We start from the raw sequence: 14,959 nt of genomic DNA, 5'->3' as shown, positions 1-14,959 counted from the left end.
TTTGTGTTACCTTTGCACCCTGTATTTTCAAAGGCACTTTACGAAACGTCGTGGTTGTGCAAATAGTTTATAACAAAATAGATACAGCAATAAACTATGAAATTGATGCAAGAGAAACTGTCGAAGTATGATGCTCCGCAGAAAGCCAAGGCACTGGGTGTTTATCCTTATTTCCGCAAGATAGAAAGCGATCAGGACACCGAGGTCTTAATCAATGGTAAAAAAGTTTTGATGTTCGGTTCGAACAGCTATTTAGGCCTTACCAATCACCCCAAAATCAAGGAAGCCGCTATCGCTGCCATCCGTAAATATGGTACGGGTTGTGCCGGTTCGCGATTCCTGAACGGTACACTCGATATTCACGAAGAGTTGGAACATCGGTTGGCCAAGTTTGTGGGTAAGGAAGAGGCTATCATTTACTCAACTGGATTTCAGGTCAATCTGGGTGTCGTATCCTGTGTGACCGGCCGTGGCGATTATATTTTGTGGGACGAGCTCGACCATGCTTCGATTATCGAAGGCCGCCGTTTGTCTTTCTCGACTCCGGTAAAATATCGTCACAACGATATGGAGTCGCTCGAGGAGCAGCTGCGTAACTGCGATCCCGACAAGGTGAAGCTGATTGTGACCGACGGTGTTTTCTCGATGGAGGGCGACGTAGCCAACCTGCCCGAGATTGTACGTCTGGCCAAGAAATACAATGCCGCCGTGATGGTCGACGAGGCTCACGGTATCGGCGTCTTCGGCCGCAACGGTCGTGGTACCTGCGACCACTTCGGGGTAGCCGACGATGTAGACCTGATTATGGGTACCTTCAGCAAGTCGCTGGCTTCGCTGGGCGGATTCATCGCTACCGACAAGGTGACGGCCAACTACCTGCGTCACAACTCTCGCTCCTATATCTTCAGCGCCAGCATCACGCCGGCTTCGACGGCTGCCGTAGGTGCCGCCCTCGACATTATGGAGAGTGAGCCCGAGCGTATCGCCAACCTGTGGGATGTGACCAACTACGCTCTCGAAGGTTTCCGTCGCATCGGTTGCGAGATAGGCAACACCTGCACGCCTATTATCCCGCTCTTTATCCGCGACAACGAGAAGACCTTCCGGGTAACCCGCGACCTCTTCGACGAGGGTATCTTCGTCAACCCGGTTGTGGCTCCGGCCGTAGCTCCCAAAGATACGCTGATTCGCTTCTCGCTGATGGCTACGCACACACGTGCTCAAGTAGACATTGCTCTCGATAAGATCGAGAAGTGTTTCAAACGCCTCGAAATTATCAAGTAAGATATAAGTATAGGTTGAAAAAATACCGCCGGAGACTCTTCTCTTCGGCGGTATTTTTTTTGCCGGTACGCGGGGATTGTTGCGGTGCCGTGTGGATGCAGACCGGGTAAAAGGAAAAACCCGTTCTCGCAATCTCTGCGAGAACGGGCCCCATAAACCAACGATGTGGTGCGGTTAATCGTCTATGTCTATCAGATTAAATTGTTTGTCGAATGTCAGTTCCAGACCGTTGGTGATCTTTACCTCGTAGTCCCGTTTGTCCCGGTCGATTTTTACGATTTGGGTGTCGGGATAGTTCTGCGATACATATTGAGCGATTTGGGTGGGGATGAGTTTCGTGGGAACGACCGAGTATTTGCAGTCGATCTCTTTCCACTCGCCATCTTTCCAGAACTCTACCTTCGAGCTGTTGGTGAATACCACTTCGTAGCGGGTCTCCAGGAATTCCCGCTCGACTTTGGCCAGAGCCACTTTTTCGTTGGGGAAATAGCTCTTGATGAATTGTTGGGCCTTGGCGGGCAACTGGGTTACGGCAATGGGTTTGTCGTTGTCGGCGCAAGCGGTGGTAATGCCGAAGATCATCAGAATGGTCGAGAGAATCAATAACTTTTTCATAATGTTCAAAATTTTATGGGTTATACATTTGTTTTGTTTTCTTTTGATGGTACAAAGATTGAGTACAATTTTGAAGCGAATTTGAAATTTTGGGAAATTTCTCGAAAAAAATCACTTTTTTCTCACTTTTGGGGCCAGGTGACGGCAAAACAGTGCCGCCCGTCGGTATATCGGTACTCGATGTCGAGGTTGTAGTAGCGGCATACGGCCTTGACCAGCGCCAGCCCCAGACCGGTAGAACCTTCTTTCTTGTTCCCCTGGTAGAAGCGGTCGAATATGTGGTCGGCATCGAGCGGAGTGTTGCCGTCGTTGGCGATGGTGAGCGTGCGGTTATGCAGCGCGATGTCTATGCCGTGGCCGGGCTCGGTGTGCACATAGGCATTCTTGAGCAGGTTGGTGATGAGGGTCGAGGCCAGCGAGTCGTTCATCGAGACGACGAAGCGGTCGGGGAGGTCGATGCGGCAGTCGATCTGGCGCGATTCGTAGATTTCGTTGTAGAGCGGGGCCTGCTCCCGGATGAGGGCGGCAATGTCTACTTCGGTGCTCTCGGGGAACTGTCCGTTCTCTATCTTGGTGAGCAACAGCAGCGTCTTGTTGAGGCGGACGATGTGACTGAGCGAGCGTTGCATCTTGAAGAGCTCTTCGATCTGTTTCTCGTTCAGCTCGGTATTGTCGAGCAACCACTCGATGCGGTTGCCCAGGATGGCCAGCGGGGTTTGCAGTTCGTGCGAGGCGTTGCCGATGAACTGTTTCTGCCGTTCGAAAAGCATTGCCGAGCGGTTGGCTGCCTCTTGGGCTGCTACGTTGAGCTTGTGAAATTCGGTGATGTGTGTGTCGTCGGGGACCGGCGTATTGGTTTTTCCCAGCGTAAAGTTGTCGAGCCAGTGCAGCAAGGCGTATAGCGGGCGCATGCTGCGGTGGAATATCCAGGTGGTTACCCCGATGAGGGTAAGGAGTAGAACCAGGTAGAGCAGGGCAATCCAGAAGAGGATGGTGCGCACGAGGTCCTCCTTTTCGAAGGTAGGCATGGCCACCTTCAGTTCGTAGTAGTTGTCGTCGTTGTCGCAAAAGATGGTCGAGAGGATACGGGCCGGCTCGGTCTCCTCCTTTTCGGGGATATAGACCTCGGCGTCGTAATACTCGATATGCGATTTCGAGTCGGCATATTCGCGCGTGACCGGGGTAATCGAGTAGCTGTTGTTCGAGCCGCTGTTCAGCGGGGGGAGCTCCCGGCCGGCCAGCATGCGCACGATAATCAGTTCGGAGTAGTCGGCGAGGGCGTCGTCGGCCTCGTCGTTGATTTCGTCGACCGTCATAAAATAGAACAGCGTGGCCCACAAAGCCATGAGCGGGATGAGTACGGCCGAGAGGCGCAACGCTATGCGATAAATCAGTTTCATGCGGCGATAGAGATTTTATTCGGTCGGGGGGATAAGTTTGTAGCCGAACCCGTAGACCGATTTTATCTCGATGTCGGCACCGGCATCGGCCAGCTTGCGGCGCAGGTTCTTCATCTGGGCGTAAACGAAGTGGAAGTTATCGGCCTGGTCGGCGTGGTCGCCCCACACGGCTTCGGCCAGGACCGACTTGTCGACCAGGTGGTTGGGGCGTTGCATGAAGTAGAACAAGATGTCAAACTCCTTCTTCAGCAACGGTAGCTCGTGACCGGCCACCAGCACCCGCGAACTCTCGGGCTCGAGCGATACGTTGCCCAGGCACAGCGCCATTTCGCCGCCGCTCTTGCCCCGCCGCAGCACACTCTTGATGCGGGCCAGCAGTTCGGCCGTGTGGAAGGGCTTGGGCAGGTAGTCGTCGGCCCCCATGTCGAGCCCCAGAATCTTGTCGTCGAGCGAGTCGCGGGCCGAGATGATAATCACGTTTTCGCGCTTGCGTTGCTGCTTCAGATGTTCGAGCAGCTGCAGCCCGTTGCCGTCGGGCAGCATGATGTCGAGCAGAATGCAGTCGTAGGTATAGGCCGCCAGTTTGGCATCGGCCTCGGCATAGTTCGTAGCCGTCTCGACCACATAGCGCTCCTGTGCCAGTGCCCGTTGCATAATCTCCCGCAGGGAGGGTTCGTCTTCTACAATCAGTATTTTCATGTTTCAAATTTATACATTTGATTTTGTAGAGAATCTGAAATGAACGAAAATTTTTTGTGGATTTTGTCATTCCTCACTGTTTCTGTCATTCCTCACTCCGATGCGGAATCCATGAGTGCCCGGGTAGGGAAATTCCCGTAAAAGTGAATCCTCACAAACGCTCACTCCTGGGCCCCGTATTGAGTGCAGGGAGACCTGCACGTCATCATCGAGTGGGGCAATAAAAAAAAGTCTGTACCGCCGAGTGGGCGATACAGACTCTCTATGGTGTAAGGTGTGGCGCGAATTATTCGCTTACCTCTTCGAATGCGTCTTTACCAAGGCCGCAAACCGGGCAAACCCAATCTTCCGGAATATCTTCAAACGGAGTGCCGGGAGCGATGCCACCATCGGGATCACCTACTGCGGGGTCGTAAACCCATTCACATGCTGTGCAAATGTACTTTTTCATATCAGTCTTTTTTTATAAAAATAGGTTTTTATTAGGTTTTGTCCTGAATAAGGACTTATCTCGGGGATAAAAATACAATCTTTGGGTATACAAACCAAATTACCTCCCTCTTTTTGGGTATTGTTTGGATATTCTAACATTTGGGTGGGAGGTGTGCAAGTCGACTTTATCTATTGGGAGCGTACGGTTGCCCCCTTCGAGTAGGCACAAAAAAAAATTGATTGTCTCACGACAACCAATCTTTGTTAACCTTAAATCTAATACCATGAAAAACACAGTGCAAATATAGGGGTAAATATGTTTTCAAACATAATATTTGAGCAGAAATTTTCTTGCGTTTAATCTATTTTAATCAATGTGAATCGAAAATGGCTGTTTTATATATAGTCTTTAACAGTTGAAGCAGAAAGGAGTAGGCGGTTTTCTCTTTTTCGGGATTTTATTGTACATTTGTCTTTCGTAAAAAAGATGTGTCAACAGGAGGTGACCTGTCGGGGTGAGATAATTCCCGGCGAGGACCTCGCAGAAAAAAGAGTTATGAAGGTTGCCGATTTACTGAAGAATAACGGGAGTACCGGTTTTTCGTTTGAAATATTACCCCCGCTGAAGGGGAGCAGCATCGAGAAGTCGTTCAAGACTATCGACACGCTGCGTGAATTTGATCCTCTCTATATCAATATTACGACACATCGCAGCGAGTTGGTCTACAAGGATACGCCCGACGGATTGTTCCGCCGGGTATCGGAGCGCAGCCGTCCCGGTACGGTAGCGGTGGCCGCCGCCATCAAGAACAAATACCAGATACCTACGGTGCCTCACATGATATGCAGCGGCTTCTCGGCCCACGAGACCGAGTATGCTTTGATCGACCTCAACTTTCTGGGGATATGCGACCTGCTTATCCTGCGGGGCGACAAGGCCAAACACGAGAGCCGCTACACGGCGGTGCCGGGCGGGTATGAGCATGCCATCGAGCTGGAGCAGCAGGTGAACCGTTTCAACGAGGGTTTCTTCATCGACGGCACCCCCATGGATGTAGTCAGCTCGCGCCCCTTCTCCTATGGGGTGGCCGGCTATCCCGAGAAGCACGACGAGTCGCCCAACCCCGACGAGGACATGAAGTGGTTGAAGGCGAAGGTCGACACGGGGGCCGACTACATCGTGACGCAGATGTTTTTCGACAACAGCAAGTTCTTCAACTTCGTGGACCGCTGCCGGGCTGCCGGTATCACCGTGCCTATCGTGCCGGGGCTGAAACCCATTTCGAAGGCCTCGCAGCTCACCCTGTTGCCGAGGGTATTCCATGTGGATATACCCGATGCACTGGTGCGCGAGGTGGCCAAGTGCAAGGACGACTCGCAGGTGAAGCAGGTGGGCATCGAGTGGTGCACGGCCCAGTCGCGCGAATTGAAGGCGAGGGGAGTGCCCAGCATACACTTCTATTCGCTTATGGCTGTCGACAGTGTCTACCAGATAGCCAAGCAGGTTTATTAAAAGAGAAGAGGGGAGAGAACGCGATATGTTTTTCAAAGATGTAATCGGGCAAGACGAGGTGAAACAGCGGTTGCTGCGTTCGGTCGACAGCGGCCACATAGCTCATGCTCAACTGTTGTGCGGTCCCGAGGGGATAGGCAAGTTTGCCATGGCCATGGCCTATGCCCGCTATATACACTGTACCAACCGCCAGCAGGGCGATGCCTGCGGGGTGTGCCCGTCGTGCAAGCAGTATGCGGCCTTCACGCATCCCGACTTGCATTTTGTCTTTCCCATTGTCAAGGTCGAGAAGAAGAAACGCATCTGCGACGACTATCTGCCCGAGTGGTGCGAGTTCTTGAAAGAACATACCTATTTCGGCATCGACTCGTGGCTGAGCTACATCAATGCCGAGAACAAGCAGGCCATGATTTATGGCGAGGAGAGCGAGAGCATCTTGCGCAAGATGTCGCTGAAGAGCTACGAGTCGCCTTATAAAATCATGATTATCTGGTTGCCCGAGCGCATGAACGATACCTGTGCCAACAAGCTGCTCAAGCTGCTCGAGGAGCCCTATCCCGGCAGTGTCTTCCTGCTGGTGAGCAATAACCCCGAGCGGGTGCTGGGTACCATACGGTCGCGGTCGCAACTCATCGAGATGCGTTCGCTCCCCACGCCGGTCATTGCCGAGGCGTTGCAGAGCCGTTACGGCATTGCCGCGCAGGATGCCCTGGCTGTAGCCCATGTGGCCGAGGGCAGCTATCTGCGGGCGTGCGAGTCGCTCCAGTTGAACGAGGAGAGCCGCCTGTTCTTCAACTACTTTGTGCAGGTGATGCGCCTGGCCTACGGGCGCAAGATAAAAGACCTGAAGGCGTGGAGCGAAGAGGTGGCCGACCTGGGTCGCGAGCGCCTGCGCCGTTTCCTGGCCTATGCCCAGCGCATGGTGCGCGAGAACTATATCTACAACCTGCACATGCCCGAACTGTCGTATATGAATCGCGAGGAGGAGCAGTTCTCGACCCGCTTTGCCCCCTTCATTCACGAGCGCAACGTGCAGGCCATTATGAAGCACCTGAGCGATGCCCAGAACGACATCGGGCAGAACGCCAATGCCAAAATCGTACTCTTCGACCTGGCCATCAAACTCATTCTGCTGTTGAAGAGTTGAGACCTGTAATTCATTTTTTTTTCGGGGAAGCCGGTAGAATCTGCCGGAAAAGCATTATCTTTGTTGTCCCTCATCGAAAGCGTTCGAGGGGGAGAACGAAGTTTACCACTGGGGCTGACCGGTTTTGACAGCGGGTAGAAGTGGTGGGTAAGCATGCAGAGCGTTTGTTGCCCCGCTCTATAATCTCAGACAGCAAAAATTTAACTGGCGAAAATAACTACGCTCTTGCTGCTTAATCGAAGTACAGTAGATTAGCTTAATCTCTGCAACAGTTGCGGAGACAAGACATCACCCGGTTGCTGTGGTTCCGAAGCGTACCGAATCGGTGGTGCAATAATATCGGAAATAGTCGGAGGCAGGTTTCGGGCCGACGATGAAATTTTAGAAACTAAGGTACAGATTGGTGGCTTCGGTCTTGTCTGTACCCGACAATCAAAGCGAAGATAAGCATGTAGAAAGCTCATTAGTTCCTCGTTTGGACGAGGGTTCGAATCCCTCCAGCTCCACAAGAATTTAATTATCCGGGGTTGTGTCTGAAAACAAGATGTGACCCCGTTTCCGTAATTGTGCCATACCCTCTTTCCGTCACGTGGTTGGCTGTGGCCTAAAAGTTAGGACAGATATGAAAAACAGGATTGTTTCCCTATGTGCCGTTTTGCTGTTGAGCATTCCTTCGGTCGGGGCGCAGAAGTATTACGATGCCGTTGTCGAGGATGCCTATGGCCATGTGAAAATGATAAAAAGTGGAGACGAGGTATATACTTATGATTTCGACGGCCGCTTGATCTCGGTCAACAATCAAGCCGTACAGGATATAGGCAAATACAGTCCCGACGGCTATCTTCTGGAGCGTTGTAATCAGTTTTGTACAGAGTATCAATATGATGAGTTAAACGGGCTGCTCGTTTTTGAAAACGATGTGGCTTTGCTGGGCGAAATGACCACCATGTATGAATACAACTCGGCCGCTGAGCGTATCGAGAAGTCGGTGTTCTATAATAATTCCACCCTGCTGAGCGTGGATAACTACCGGATACTCCGCTATGACGATAAGGGCAACTGGGTTGAGCGGGAGGTGCGGCATCGCAGCGTGAACAGTAAAACCGGCCTGCTGGAAGAGGACGGTGTGGAGAAGGAGACCCGGGTGATTCTGTATTATGGCGAGTCGGATGACCGTGAGGCTTTGGTGGACTATTCGAAATACATCGACAAGACTTTCCCGCTCACCGTGGCGATGATGCTGGAGCGTCCTTTGGGGGTGGTGAATACTCGCCAGATTTCCTTCTCTGTATTGCAAGGCGTGGCTCTGACGACCCCGTCCTTATTTACCAACGTCCGTACCGATAAGGACTTTTCTGGCCAGCCGACCCTGTTTGCCAACGTGCAGTTCCCTTACGCGGATTATGTGGTAGACTATGTATGGGTTAGCTGCGTAGATGAGAAGAGCGACTCTGTCAAGTCGGTTCAGTTTCATGTGAAGACCGAGGCGAAAAACGTGAAAAACGTAGCCGAACAGATGTGCCGCGAATTGAATATGTTGGGTATAGAAATGAAGAAGCACAAATGGGGTATGTCTGCCGGATACCAGGGCTACTGGGAAGGCCATACAATCGGCATCATGTACTCCAAAAAAGAGGCCAGTGGCGTGACGCTGCTTGTTACGTTCGATGCACATTTGAAATAGCTTTGCCTTTGTATGAGGTGGAGTCGGGCGTTTTGTCGAGCCCGCTGGCAGGTATGAGCAGAAAAGCGGTTGTGGCAGTGTTGTCAAGAGGATAAGACTTTCTCCAAAGGGTGCTGCGAGAAATGATTTGATAGAATATTCGATTCCCGATTTTATGATATACAACAGGGATTATATCGCGACGAAGATATGGCCCTTGTTTTTTCTTCCCCCCGTTGTATCGTTTTCGGGGACTATCGATGCCGGCAGGAAGGGGTGTAAAGAATCGGGGCCGCTTCGCGATGCGAGGCGGCCCCGATTGGTTGGCTATTGACCGCAACGGATTACCGTCGGTCGGTCGAAATGCAAAGGCTTATCGTTTGATAAATTTTACCACCTTCTCGGCGTTGTTCATCGCTACCTTCACGATGTAGCAGCCGTTGTACAGGTCGCTTACATTGACGGGAGCTTCGTGAGCCACTTTCACCAGTTTGCCGGTGATGTCGTAGATTTCAATCGTAGCGTTCTCGCCCAGGCCGTTTACATAGAGCATGCCGGCGTTGCAGTAGATCGAGAGGGCGTCGATGGTTTCTTCGATGCCGCTGATAGCACTGAACTTCACGTTGTAGATGTGGTTGCCGGTGAGGCGGCCGATATTGTATACATTCGATTGAATCTGAGTCAGCAACGAAGTGGTTTCGCCTTCGGCATCGGTTTCGTAGAAGTCAACGATTTCGTATCCTTCGGCCGGCTCGAATTCCAGTCTCATGTCTACATTCGACGGAATCTGGCTGTAACCGCTGGGGTATTGCGTGCCCTCTTCGTCGTAGATGGTAACCGTACCGTTACCTTCAACCATGCAGGTGATTTGCCAGTAGAGAACCTTTTCGCTGAAGGCAGCTTCGACAGTCACGTCTCCGTCGAGCGAAGCGATGGTGTAGGTGTTGTCGGCTACTTCGTCAATCTTCTCTTCGCCGTTGATCAGGAGCGAGGTCAGTTCATAGCCTTCGTCGGGGGTAGCTTTCAAGGTTACTTTCGAACCCAGGGTAACTTCGCCGAATGCGGTGGCCTCGGTAGCATCGTCGATAAACATCTCTACCTGACCATGAGCAGCGGTCGTGTAGCTTACGGTAGCTTGGTTGGTGAAGACTACGGTTACTTCGGTATCGTCTTCGATTACGAAGGTCGTGCCGCTGTTCTCTTCGCCGTTAACCAATACTTTGTCCAGACGGTATCCTTCGGCCGGTTCGGCAACAACGGTCAGTGCCGTGAACTGGTCGATGGGGCCGCTGGTTACCTCTTCATTTTGGGCATTCACTACTTTGAATGTACCGCCTTCGGTCGGTTGGGTAATGGTGAGGTTGTTGGTCGGGAAGGTGTGACCTTCGACAATCTGTACCGAGATAAAGTCGCAGGTATATACATCGGTCCAGTAGGGTGAGCCTTGCAATTTGGTCGTACCTTCAACCACACCGGCGGGGCAGGCACCGTAGGAGCCTTTGTTTTCCAACTCGGCTTCCGAGTCATTTTCTATCTTGTAGTAGGCAACCAGCTCTTGAGGCATGTTTTCTTGCGTGTAACCGCCGCGAATCGACTCTTTCAGCTCTTTTTCATCCAGAGCCTTCGTCCATACCTGTACTTCGTCAACATAGCAGGAGAAACCGCCGTTACCTACGAAGAATACGCACTCGTCTTGAAGCAGACCGATACCGTGGCCTTCGCGTACGCCGTTTTCAACGATGGTTGCCAAGTCGCCCGTACCGGCCAGTTTGCCGTTCTTGTAGAGTTTGATGGTCTTGTTTACATCATCTACTACTACCGAGATGAAGGCCCATTCGTCGGTGGTGAGGGTAGCATTGGTAGCTACTTCGGCAATACCGGGGCAGCTGCCGCCATCTTCCCAGGAACGAGCTTTCAAGGTGAGACGACCGTTGTTGAGGAATACACCGAATGTACCCGTGGCGTTGTAGAAGAGCGATTGTCCGTGACCGAGAATCTGACCGTCGCCACCGGTGCTGACAGCCTTAATCCAGGCCGACATGGTGAAGTTGCGGGCGCGGTGGTCGGTACCGGTTACATTGCCGTTGTTCCACGAGTTGTTCACGCCATTTTCGTGTTCGCCCAATACTTTGTCGTCGAAGCGGAACTGATATTTGTATTGACCGCTGATTTCAGGAACCAGTACGGCTTTGGGGCCTTCGAACTGGAAGGAGGCCGTAATCGTTACGTTCTGATTCACTACATAGGTGTTACCGCTGGTGAAATCTTCGCCGTTGACTTGCAACGAGAGGATTTCGTAACCCGAGTTGGGAGTAGCGGTGATGGTCAGGGTAGTACCCTCTTCGATTTGGGTATTCTCGCCGGGGTTGAGGGCTACGTCGCCCTTCATAACAGTAAGTGTACCGTTCTCTACGGTTTCGGGCAAGGTTACGGTATAGTAGGTAATGTCGGCCAGTGTAACGGTGAGGGTAGCGTCGGCAGTTACTGTGAAGGTGTAGGTGCCGTCTTCGTTAGCCTCGAGGGGCTCGTCGCCAAGGGTTACCGATACGAGTTTCTTGCCTTGGGGCAGAGCGTTGATGGTCAGCGTCAGTTTGCTGCCGGCAACTATCGACGTGAGGTCTTCGACCGGTTCGCCGTTCATGGCGATTTGATAATCTACGCTTTCGTCGATGGCAACCGATACGTTGTGCATTTCGATTTCGGCAAACGAAACGGCGATGGTAGCATCTTCGTTTACAACATAAGTGCCGCCGTTTTCAACGGGAGCTTCGTTTACGGTAAGCGACTCTACGAAATAGTTTTTGTTCGGAGTAGCCGTGATGGTCAATTCGGTACCGGCCTCTACCTGGTTTTCACCGGCGTTGAGGGCCGTTTCGCCGCTCATGACCGAGAGTGTTCCGTTCTCTATGGTCTCGGGCACGGTTACGGTGTACATCGTGGTGATCTCAATCGTGCGGCCTTCGGCCAGGGTAGGAGCAGTTTCGGTAAAGGCCTTAATAGAGGTATAGCCACCGTCGCTGCTCAGCGTGGCGTTGGTGAGGTTATAGAATACAGCCTTGGTGTCGGCATGAGCCGAGCCGGTAGCCTTGTTGGCAAACGTACCGGTTGTTCCGCTCTCGATTTCGTTGAAGTCGTACCAGGCAGTCAGACCCGAGACGCCTTGCGGATTGTTGTTGTAGGCTTGGGCAACTTCGTCGGCCGTGAGAGCTCGGTTATAGAACTGCATCTCGTCGCAGAGACCCGAGAAACCGGTGCCGCCTACATAGAAGATACAGGGGTCATCGCCAAATAGAGTCAATTGCGAGCCGTTGTTGCGGGTATCGACCAAGACGCCATCTTTATAGACTTTTACCGAAAAGTCGCTGTTGTCATAAACCAGAGTCAGATAGGTCCAGGTATTCAAGGCGACGGTTGCATCGATATTGCCCGACACGGTGTTGCCACCCCCCGAAATGATTTTGAGGGTACCGTCGGTTGTTGTAGCCAATACCAGGCTGCCGTTGTAGTTGAAGTGAAAGCGGGCGCCGTGACCCATAATTACATTTCCCTTGTTGTTGTAGCTACCATTGGTAAACTGGTCCATGTTGATCCAGGCCGACAGGGTAAACGATTTTCCTGTGCGGTCGGTTTCACCACCGTTACGGTCGCCCAAGATTGTTTCGGGTACTTCCAGTCGGTAGGCCGAGGTGCTCCAGTTGATGTTGAGTTGTGGAATGTTGATCGCTTTATTCTCCTGTGCCTGTGTCGTGAAGAATGGCAAGAGAACAAACAATAGAGAGAATAGTAAAAAATGTTTTCTCATGATATAAAAGTTTAGTGAAAAAAATGTGTTCTTATTGGATGTTTCTCGATTATCTGTTTTTTTTCGATCATCTGTTTTTCATGGTTACCCCCCCGTAAAATAGGCTTGCAAATCTGTTTTTTGCAAAAAAAATTTTTATCATATATAATAACTCTATATCGAGTAGGGTCCCTAGTAGAAAAAGGAATTTATTTTATCCTTTTTTATAAAAAAAGTCGTGAATGGGCTTTAATGGAATCAATCGATGTGTTAAATACTCCTTGGCGGCAGGGGTGCGAGAGGGTAGGGTGCGGAGTAGAGAGGTGTTTATAAAAAGAGAACGGAGTATCCTGGTGTGGATACTCCGTCTCGATATGCTGTCTAAGTTTTGGATTATTCAGCATTTTCGGCAGCGGGAGCTGCTTCTTCGGCGGGAGCTTCTGCAGCAGCGGCAGCTTCGGCTTCTGCTTTGGCAGCGGCTTCAGCCTCGGCCTTGGCGGCAGCTTCGGCAGCTTTCTTAGCAGCAACAGCTTCGGCTTTCACTTTGTTCTTCTCTACTTCGTCTTCGAGACGTTTCTTGGCAGCAGCGTCTTTAGCGGCAGAGATTTTAGCCTTTTCAGCATCGGTAGCCGATTTCTTGTTTTTCAACCACGCTTCGAAGCGTTGTTCTGCAACTTCTTCGGTAAAAGCACCTTTCTTTACACCGCCCAGCAAGTGTTTTTTCAGCAATACACCTTCACGAGAGAGGATGTTGCGCACGGTGTCGGTGGGTTGAGCACCCGTTGTCAGCCAATACAAAGCCCGTTCGAAATTCAAATTTATTGTAGCAGGATTAGTGTTCGGATTATAAGAACCTATCCTTTCAATAAACTTACCATCACGTGGTGCCCTGCTATCGGCGATTACAATTTGATAGAACGCATAGTCTTTGTGACCAAAGCGCTGTAATCTGATTTTTGTTGCCATTTGAAATTTTTTAATTGGTTAGTATTTGCATTAGCGGCGCAAAGGTAGTGTTTCTTTGCGAATCGTGCAAGTAAAACTCTTTAATTTTCTTTTTGTTTGCTTCGGTTTGTCCGCTTCGGGGGTGGCGGTGTACCGTTATTTCGACTGGGGGCATAGAGCCTCTTCCCATTGGGTGGGGGCGAAACCCACGAGCACCCGGTCGCCGGTGACCAGCAACGGGCGTTTGATGAGCATGCCGTCCGAGGCCAGCAGCTCGATCAGCTCCTGGGGCTGGGCGGTGAGGATGCGCTCCTTCACCCGCAGCTCGCGGTATCGCTGGCCGCTGGTGTTGAAAAACTTTTGCAGAGGCAACCCGCTGCGGGCAATCCATTGGACGAGCTCTTGAGCCGTGGGCGGAGTCTCTACGATGTGCCGGGTTGTTACCTCGATGTGATGGTCGCGCAGCCATTGGGCCGCTTTGCGGCAGGTGCTGCATGGAGGGTATTGGTAAAACAAAATTTCCATAGGTGTCGGTAATGATTGTTGTACTTCGGTTTATGCTTGGTTGCGATATTTTTGAGGCGATAAGCCTGTTTGCTTGCGGAAAAATGTGCCGAAACTCGATGGGGTAGGGAAATTGAGTTCGTCGGAAATTTCGGCTACGGTCTTGTGGGTGCTGTCGAGCAGCGACATGGCTTTGCGTGTTATGTTTTTGAATACCAGTTCTTGAACGGTATATCCGCAAACAGATTTTGATAGTTCTGACAGATATTTGGGCGAGAGGCATAGCTTGTCGGCATAGAATGCCACACCCCGCTCGTGCATGAAGTGGCGGTCGATGAGTCGTATCAGTTTCAGAAATATCTCGGTGCGCCGGGCATGGGTCGGGCTGTTCGACAGGAATTTCTGGCTGAACACGGAGCAAAGCCGGTAGGTGAGTGATAGCAGCAGCAACTTGTGCTCGTTGATCGAAAAGAAATCTTCGGACGAAATATCTTTGGCCTTTATCAGGGAGATGTACCGGGCGATGTCGTTTTCGCAGCCGGTACTCCACACACAGGGTATGTTGGACGACATGAGGGTATAGAGGTGTACCGATTGTACCATGGCCCCCATGATGTCGCGGATGGATTCGGTGTGGTAGATGATGAGGCTCAGGAGCACGTCGGCCGATTGCCGTGTAACGCGGAAGAGACCCCCCTCGGGCATAAAGACGGTTTCGTTGCGGCTGGCCTTGTAGGAGCGGCCCGACAAGGTGAACTCGAACTCGCCTTCGTGGCACACGATGAGGCCTATACCGAAACTGATAAACCCCTCTTTCATACATGCCGGGAAATCAGAAACGGTACCCCCCGACGAGCACACATCGGCCTGGCCCGACATCATTTCTTGCAGCGTGTCAAGCCGGGCCGTAGCCTTTTCATAAAGTGTTTTTTCCATAGGGGCAAATATTTATCGCCACTAAGGTAATAAAAATTAT

At 51.5% G+C, this 14,959-nt stretch carries 12 protein-coding genes and 1 other RNA gene; 5 read left to right on the top strand and 8 right to left on the bottom strand.

Annotated elements, in window-relative coordinates:
- The first annotated feature begins 96 nt into the window (after positions 1 to 96).
- On the top strand, positions 97 to 1,284 hold the full coding sequence (locus B5F38_RS10210) for a pyridoxal phosphate-dependent aminotransferase family protein (protein ID WP_087409188.1): 1,188 nt from the start codon (positions 97 to 99) through the stop codon (positions 1,282 to 1,284).
- Positions 1,285 to 1,458: 174 nt separating this feature from the next.
- On the opposite strand, the gene B5F38_RS10205 is transcribed toward B5F38_RS10210, so the two are convergent.
- The 4 genes from B5F38_RS10205 to rd form a co-directional block, all read right to left on the bottom strand.
- Complete coding sequence (locus B5F38_RS10205; protein ID WP_087409221.1) at positions 1,459 to 1,899, bottom strand: PepSY-like domain-containing protein; 441 nt, start codon at positions 1,897 to 1,899, stop codon at positions 1,459 to 1,461.
- A gap of 122 nt (positions 1,900 to 2,021) precedes the next feature.
- Positions 2,022 to 3,299, bottom strand: a complete 1,278-nt coding sequence (locus tag B5F38_RS10200) for a HAMP domain-containing sensor histidine kinase (RefSeq protein ID WP_087409187.1) — start codon at positions 3,297 to 3,299, stop codon at positions 2,022 to 2,024.
- Between the two features lie 15 nt (positions 3,300 to 3,314).
- On the bottom strand, positions 3,315 to 3,998 hold the full coding sequence (locus tag B5F38_RS10195) for a response regulator transcription factor (protein ID WP_087409186.1): 684 nt from the start codon (positions 3,996 to 3,998) through the stop codon (positions 3,315 to 3,317).
- Positions 3,999 to 4,284: 286 nt separating this feature from the next.
- On the bottom strand, positions 4,285 to 4,449 hold the full coding sequence (gene rd / locus B5F38_RS10190) for a rubredoxin (RefSeq protein WP_087409185.1): 165 nt from the start codon (positions 4,447 to 4,449) through the stop codon (positions 4,285 to 4,287).
- 537 nt (positions 4,450 to 4,986) lie between these two features.
- Here rd and metF point away from each other — a divergent pair.
- The 4 genes from metF (at position 4,987) to B5F38_RS10170 (ending at position 8,774) form a co-directional block, all read left to right on the top strand.
- Positions 4,987 to 5,943: a methylenetetrahydrofolate reductase [NAD(P)H] gene (gene metF, locus B5F38_RS10185; protein ID WP_087409184.1), complete on the top strand. Its 957-nt coding sequence runs from the start codon at positions 4,987 to 4,989 to the stop codon at positions 5,941 to 5,943.
- A gap of 25 nt (positions 5,944 to 5,968) precedes the next feature.
- Complete coding sequence (locus tag B5F38_RS10180) at positions 5,969 to 7,090, top strand: DNA polymerase III subunit (RefSeq protein WP_087409183.1); 1,122 nt, start codon at positions 5,969 to 5,971, stop codon at positions 7,088 to 7,090.
- Positions 7,091 to 7,200: 110 nt separating this feature from the next.
- Positions 7,201 to 7,599, top strand: a transfer-messenger RNA (tmRNA) gene (gene ssrA / locus B5F38_RS10175).
- A gap of 113 nt (positions 7,600 to 7,712) precedes the next feature.
- Positions 7,713 to 8,774, top strand: coding sequence for a hypothetical protein (locus B5F38_RS10170; RefSeq protein ID WP_143240965.1), 1,062 nt, complete (start codon positions 7,713 to 7,715; stop codon positions 8,772 to 8,774).
- Positions 8,775 to 9,126: 352 nt separating this feature from the next.
- Here the strand turns inward: B5F38_RS10170 and B5F38_RS10165 are convergent, their stop codons facing one another.
- The 4 genes from B5F38_RS10165 to B5F38_RS10150 form a co-directional block, all read right to left on the bottom strand.
- Complete coding sequence (locus B5F38_RS10165; RefSeq protein WP_087409181.1) at positions 9,127 to 12,555, bottom strand: LamG-like jellyroll fold domain-containing protein; 3,429 nt, start codon at positions 12,553 to 12,555, stop codon at positions 9,127 to 9,129.
- 372 nt (positions 12,556 to 12,927) lie between these two features.
- On the bottom strand, positions 12,928 to 13,500 hold the full coding sequence (locus B5F38_RS10160) for a 30S ribosomal protein S16 (RefSeq protein ID WP_087409180.1): 573 nt from the start codon (positions 13,498 to 13,500) through the stop codon (positions 12,928 to 12,930).
- Between the two features lie 135 nt (positions 13,501 to 13,635).
- On the bottom strand, positions 13,636 to 14,004 hold the full coding sequence (locus tag B5F38_RS10155; protein ID WP_087409179.1) for an arsenate reductase family protein: 369 nt from the start codon (positions 14,002 to 14,004) through the stop codon (positions 13,636 to 13,638).
- 30 nt (positions 14,005 to 14,034) lie between these two features.
- A complete protein-coding gene (locus B5F38_RS10150) occupies positions 14,035 to 14,919 on the bottom strand; it encodes an AraC family transcriptional regulator (protein ID WP_241147849.1) in 885 nt (294 codons plus the stop codon).
- Positions 14,920 to 14,959 lie beyond the last annotated feature (40 nt).

This window comes from Barnesiella sp. An22 (assembly GCF_002159975.1).
GTDB classification, from domain to species: Bacteria; Bacteroidota; Bacteroidia; order Bacteroidales; family Barnesiellaceae; genus Barnesiella; species Barnesiella merdigallinarum.
This window is presented reverse-complemented; position numbering and strand designations above follow the sequence as displayed.

Excerpts from the sequence above, each read along its gene's own strand:
- B5F38_RS10210 (WP_087409188.1), top strand. The coding sequence starts at position 97 with ATGAAATTGATGCAAGAGAAACTGTCGAAGTATGATGCTCCGCAGAAA.
- B5F38_RS10205 (WP_087409221.1), bottom strand. The coding sequence starts at position 1,899 with ATGAAAAAGTTATTGATTCTCTCGACCATTCTGATGATCTTCGGCATT.
- B5F38_RS10200 (WP_087409187.1), bottom strand. The coding sequence starts at position 3,299 with ATGAAACTGATTTATCGCATAGCGTTGCGCCTCTCGGCCGTACTCATC.
- B5F38_RS10195 (WP_087409186.1), bottom strand. The coding sequence starts at position 3,998 with ATGAAAATACTGATTGTAGAAGACGAACCCTCCCTGCGGGAGATTATG.
- rd (WP_087409185.1), bottom strand. The coding sequence starts at position 4,449 with ATGAAAAAGTACATTTGCACAGCATGTGAATGGGTTTACGACCCCGCA.
- metF (WP_087409184.1), top strand. The coding sequence starts at position 4,987 with ATGAAGGTTGCCGATTTACTGAAGAATAACGGGAGTACCGGTTTTTCG.
- B5F38_RS10180 (WP_087409183.1), top strand. The coding sequence starts at position 5,969 with ATGTTTTTCAAAGATGTAATCGGGCAAGACGAGGTGAAACAGCGGTTG.
- B5F38_RS10170 (WP_143240965.1), top strand. The coding sequence starts at position 7,713 with ATGAAAAACAGGATTGTTTCCCTATGTGCCGTTTTGCTGTTGAGCATT.
- B5F38_RS10165 (WP_087409181.1), bottom strand. The coding sequence starts at position 12,555 with ATGAGAAAACATTTTTTACTATTCTCTCTATTGTTTGTTCTCTTGCCA.
- B5F38_RS10160 (WP_087409180.1), bottom strand. The coding sequence starts at position 13,500 with ATGGCAACAAAAATCAGATTACAGCGCTTTGGTCACAAAGACTATGCG.
- B5F38_RS10155 (WP_087409179.1), bottom strand. The coding sequence starts at position 14,004 with ATGGAAATTTTGTTTTACCAATACCCTCCATGCAGCACCTGCCGCAAA.
- B5F38_RS10150 (WP_241147849.1), bottom strand. The coding sequence starts at position 14,919 with ATGGAAAAAACACTTTATGAAAAGGCTACGGCCCGGCTTGACACGCTG.